We start from the raw sequence: 4,439 nt of genomic DNA, 5'->3' as shown, positions 1-4,439 counted from the left end.
GTTGTAGAGCGCGGCTTGCCGCGCTGGGGCGTGGAATTGTCGAAGCGGGGCAAGCCCCGATCTACGGTGGGGCGGCTAGCCGTGATGGGGCCGTGTTGTTGTAGAGCGCGGCTTGCCGCGCTGGGGCGTGGAATTGTCGAAGCGGGGCAAGCCCCGATCTACGGTGGGGCGGCTAGCCGTGATGGGGCCGTGTTGTTGTAGAGCGCGGCTTGCCGCGCTGGGGCGTGGAATTGTCGAAGCGGGGCAAGCGGGGTGGGGTGGCATTGAAGCGGGGCAAGCCCCGCTCTACAAGATGCGTGCTCAGTCGAAATACGCGCGGGTCAGCGTGTGCATGTGCAGGCGCTCGGCATCGCGCAGGAAGGGTGCGATCAGCATCATCACCTGCACGATCCCGTCACGGATCGAGGCACGTTCGTCCTTGTCGCCGCGGGCGGTGGCGTAATTCATCCAGAACGTGGCAATCACCAGGATGTTGGTCGCGGCGGCATCCACTTCATCGGCGGAGGCGCGCATCACTTCGGCCTTCACCAGGCCGCGCATGACCTGGTGGGCCTGCTCGTCGGCGCGCTTGAGGATGCGTGCGAAGCGCATCCGCAGCCGGCGGTTGCGGCTGAGGATGTCGACCAGGTCGCGGTACAGAAAGCGGTAGTCCCAGATGCACTCGAACACCAAGTGCAACTGTAGCCAGACGTCTTCGAGACCCGGCAAGCGGCCACTCGGCGCGGCGAGCGCAGCGTCCATCCGCGCCTCGTAACCTGCGAAGAGGTGCTCGATGATGTCGTCCTTGTTGCGGAAGTGGTAGTACAGGTTGCCCGGGCTGATTTCGAGTTCGTCGGCGATATGGTTGGTGGTGACGTTGGGTTCGCCCTGCGTGTTGAACATCGCAAGCGACGCATCGAGGATGCGTTGTCGGGTCTGCCTTGCCATCGTCGTTGTGCTGCCCGGGCCGCGCTTAAGCGGTCAACTTCTTGACCAGGTCGACGTATTTCTGCTTTGCATCGTCCTGGCCAGTGCCGGACAACTTGGCCCAGGCTTCATATTTGGCGGTGCCGACGAAATCGAAGAAACCGGGCTTCGGGCCACTGACGTCGCCCTCGGCGCCTTGCTTGTAGAGGCCATACAGGCGCAAGAGGGTGTCGTTGTCGGGGCGCTCGCTCAAGGCGTGCACATCCTTGGCGGCTTGTTCGAAAAGAGTGGCGAGGTCGGACATTGGCTGGCTCCCGGCGGTCTGGGGCATCAAAGCATGTGCTCCCGGAGGGGTCAATACGGTGGGGAATTGTCGGCAGCCTCGCGCTCTGGCAACGTAGGCGACAACGCGGTGCAGGAATTGCGCTGCAGCCATCATGGAGCGGCAAGCATGAGTTACTTCGTTACGGGCGGTACCGGCTTCCTCGGACGCTTCCTGATCGGCAACCTGATCAAGCGCAAGGGCACGATCCACGTGCTGGTGCGCAAGGCGTCCACCAAGAAGTTCGCGGCGCTGTCGAAGAAAATGGGCTGGGACCCCAAGCGCGTGATTGCAGTCACCGGCGACATGACCGCGCCGAAATGCGGCCTGACCGCTGCGCAGATCCGCACGCTTTCGGCCAAGAAGATCCAGCACTTCTTCCACTTGGCCGCGATCTACGACATGACTGCCAGCGCGGAAAGCCAGCGCGCAGCCAACATCGACGGCACCCAGCACGCACTGGACCTGGCCGCCGCGCTCAAGGCCGGTTGCTTCCACCACACCAGTTCGATCGCGGCCGCTGGCATGTATCCGGGCGTGTTCCGCGAGGACATGTTCGAAGAAGCCGAAGGCCTGGACGACCCCTACCTGCGCACCAAGCATGATTCCGAAGGCCTGGTCCGCGACGAGACCCGGATCAAGTGGCGGATCTACCGCCCGGGCATGGTGGTCGGCCATTCCCAGACCGGCGAGATGGACAAGATCGACGGCCCGTACTACTTCTTCACCTTCCTCAAGAAGCTGCGCGAAATGCTGCCGCCGTGGATGCCGACGCTGGGGCTGGAAGGTGGTCGCATCAACGTGGTGCCGGTGGATTTCGTGGTCGATGCGATGGACCACATCGCGCACAAGCCCAAGCTCGATGGGCACACCTTCCACCTGACCGATCCGGAGCCGATGCGCGTTGGCGAGGTGCTCAATACCTTCGCCCGCGCCGGCCACGCGCCGCAGATGACCATGCGCATCGATGCGCGCATGTTCGCCTTCGTGCCGGGCGGCATCCGCATGGCGGTCGGCAACCTGCCGCCGGTCAAGCGTTTCATCGGCATGCTGTTGCGGGATTTCCAGATCCCCAAGCAGGTGCTGAAGTTCATCACCTATCCGACCCGCTTCGACAACCGCGAGGCCGAGCGCGCGCTGAAGGGCAGCGGCATCAAGGTCCCGGCCTTGGACACCTATGCCTGGCGACTGTGGGATTACTGGGAGCGGCATCTTGACCCCGACCTGTTCATCGACCGCACCCTGAAGGGCAAGGTCCGCAACAAGGTGGTGGTGATCACCGGTGGCTCGTCCGGCATTGGCCTGGCCAGCGCGCAAAAAGTGGCGGCAGCGGGCGCTATTACTGTCATCGTGGCGCGTGGCGAGGAAGAACTGTTCAAGGCACGCGACGAAATGAAGGCTGCTGGCGGCAAAGTGTTCGCCTATACCGCAGATTTGGCCGACATGGCTGATTGCGACCGGCTGGTCGCCACCATCATCAAGGAACACGGACAGGTGGACGTGCTGGTCAACAACGCCGGGCGTTCGATCCGGCGTTCGATCGAAGCCAGCTACGATCGCTTCCATGATTTCGAACGCACGATGCAGCTGAACTATTTCGGCAGTATTCGTTTGATCATGGGGTTGATGCCGTCCATGATCCAGCGCCGCAAGGGCCACATCATCAACATCAGTTCAATCGGTGTGCTGGCCAGTTCGCCGCGGTTCTCGGCCTATGTGGCATCGAAAGCCGCGTTGGATGCATTCAGCCGCTGCGCGCAGGGTGAATTGTCTGGCAAGGGGATTGCGTTCACCACCATCAACATGCCGCTGGTGAAGACCCCGATGATCGCGCCGACCAAAATGTACGACAGCGTGCCAACGCTGACCCCGGACGAGGCGGCGGACCTGATCGTGAAGGGCATTATCGAAAAACCGAGTCGAATCGCGACCCGCCTGGGCATCTTCAGTGCGCTGATCAATGCACTGGCGCCGAAGGCTTACGAAGTGATCATGAGCACGGCGTTCGAGCTGTTCCCGGACTCGGCGGCGGCCAAGGGCGACAAGGCTGCGCTCAAGGGCGAGGCGCAACCCAGCAACGAACAAATCGCGTTCGCTTCACTGATGCGTGGCGTGCATTGGTGACCTGAGCATCAATACGACCGGCACTGTATGAAACGTACCGGGTGATCGCTGCCTGTCGGTGGCTGCAACTGGACTCGCGAGGAAGCCAACTCTGGATAGCGCTCAAGTAGCGGGCAAAGCTCGGCAACTGGATCCGCATCGGAGCTGCTCAGGGTCACCAACAGCGTGGACTGGGTTGACCAGATCGCCTTGTCGACGCCGAACAGGGTCGAGATGGTGTCGGCAGCCTCCTTCCTGCGATTTCCGAGGGCCGTAGGGTCGGTGGGTTCCTGTTCCAGGTCCGAATTTGCCTGCGCGGTAACGCTGGCCGGTGATGCTTGCGTGCTGGCAGGCGTTGAAGCTGCTGCCGCCGTCGTTGCCGGTTCTGGTTCGATCGGGGCCTGCATGTTGTAGGCCAGCAGCCATACGATCGCACCCAGTACGGCAGCACCGGCCCAGGCCAGGCGCGGTGCGTTCGGGTGCAGTGTTTTGGCTTTTCCGCCGGGCAGCATCTGCTCGGGAATGAAGGGCTTCACCTTCGGCCACAGGTGCTCACCATCGATCAGTTCCACCTGCTGTTGGGTGGCGACGCGCCGCGCCTCGGCATCGAAACGACCTGGTGTGACCACGATCGCGGCAGTGGCGCCACGCAATTGTGAGGATTTGCCCAAACCGAGAACCGCTTGGGCGGAAACGATCGAGGCACTGCCGTGCTTGCAGGACAGCAGCGTGCGCTGCGCACCGCGCTTGAGCAGGATGTCCTTGCCATCGGATGTCACTCCATCGGTCGGCTTGCCGTCGTCGCTGATGGTCGAATAGCCGGCAGCATGCATGGCCCGCAACACCAGACGGATGAAGTCGGCCCAGCGCAGGCCCGCCAGGTATTCCAGGCCCTGCGTCAGGTCGTTCTGTTTTGACGGTTGCCGGCGCAGCCACACGGTGGCGCCAGCGCCTGCAAGCGCGAATACGATCAGGGCGAGCAAAAACGGAAACATGAAACCGTCCGGGGGAGATGGATCTGATGCGGGAAACTATAGCCCACCCAGCGGGGCAAGCCCCGCTCTACGATAGGAACAGGCGCAAGGAGGAGGCCGGGCTGTTGTAGAGC

The 4,439-nt window shown here is 62.7% G+C and carries 4 protein-coding genes; 1 reads left to right on the top strand and 3 read right to left on the bottom strand.

Annotated features, from left to right (window positions below; all coding sequences use genetic code 11):
- Positions 1-300: 300 nt before the first annotated feature.
- Positions 301-927 carry a TetR/AcrR family transcriptional regulator gene (locus tag PSV05_RS09950; RefSeq protein ID WP_300064608.1) on the bottom strand — a complete coding sequence of 209 codons (627 nt, stop codon included), beginning with the start codon at positions 925-927 and terminating at the stop codon, positions 301-303.
- Between the two features lie 25 nt (positions 928-952).
- A complete protein-coding gene (locus PSV05_RS09945) occupies positions 953-1,210 on the bottom strand; it encodes an acyl-CoA-binding protein (protein ID WP_300064605.1) in 258 nt (85 codons plus the stop codon).
- A gap of 147 nt (positions 1,211-1,357) precedes the next feature.
- Between PSV05_RS09945 and PSV05_RS09940 the strand changes: the two genes are divergently transcribed.
- Positions 1,358-3,352: an SDR family oxidoreductase gene (locus tag PSV05_RS09940; protein WP_300064602.1), complete on the top strand. Its 1,995-nt coding sequence runs from the start codon at positions 1,358-1,360 to the stop codon at positions 3,350-3,352.
- An 8-nt stretch (positions 3,353-3,360) separates the two neighbouring features.
- On the opposite strand, the gene PSV05_RS09935 is transcribed toward PSV05_RS09940, so the two are convergent.
- Complete coding sequence (locus PSV05_RS09935) at positions 3,361-4,326, bottom strand: restriction endonuclease (protein ID WP_300064599.1); 966 nt, start codon at positions 4,324-4,326, stop codon at positions 3,361-3,363.
- Positions 4,327-4,439 lie beyond the last annotated feature (113 nt).

Source organism: Thermomonas sp. (genome assembly GCF_029945965.1).
Taxonomy (GTDB): Bacteria; Pseudomonadota; Gammaproteobacteria; order Xanthomonadales; family Xanthomonadaceae; genus Thermomonas.
Note: the sequence above shows the minus strand (reverse complement) of the source record. Positions and strands in the feature narration are given on the sequence as shown.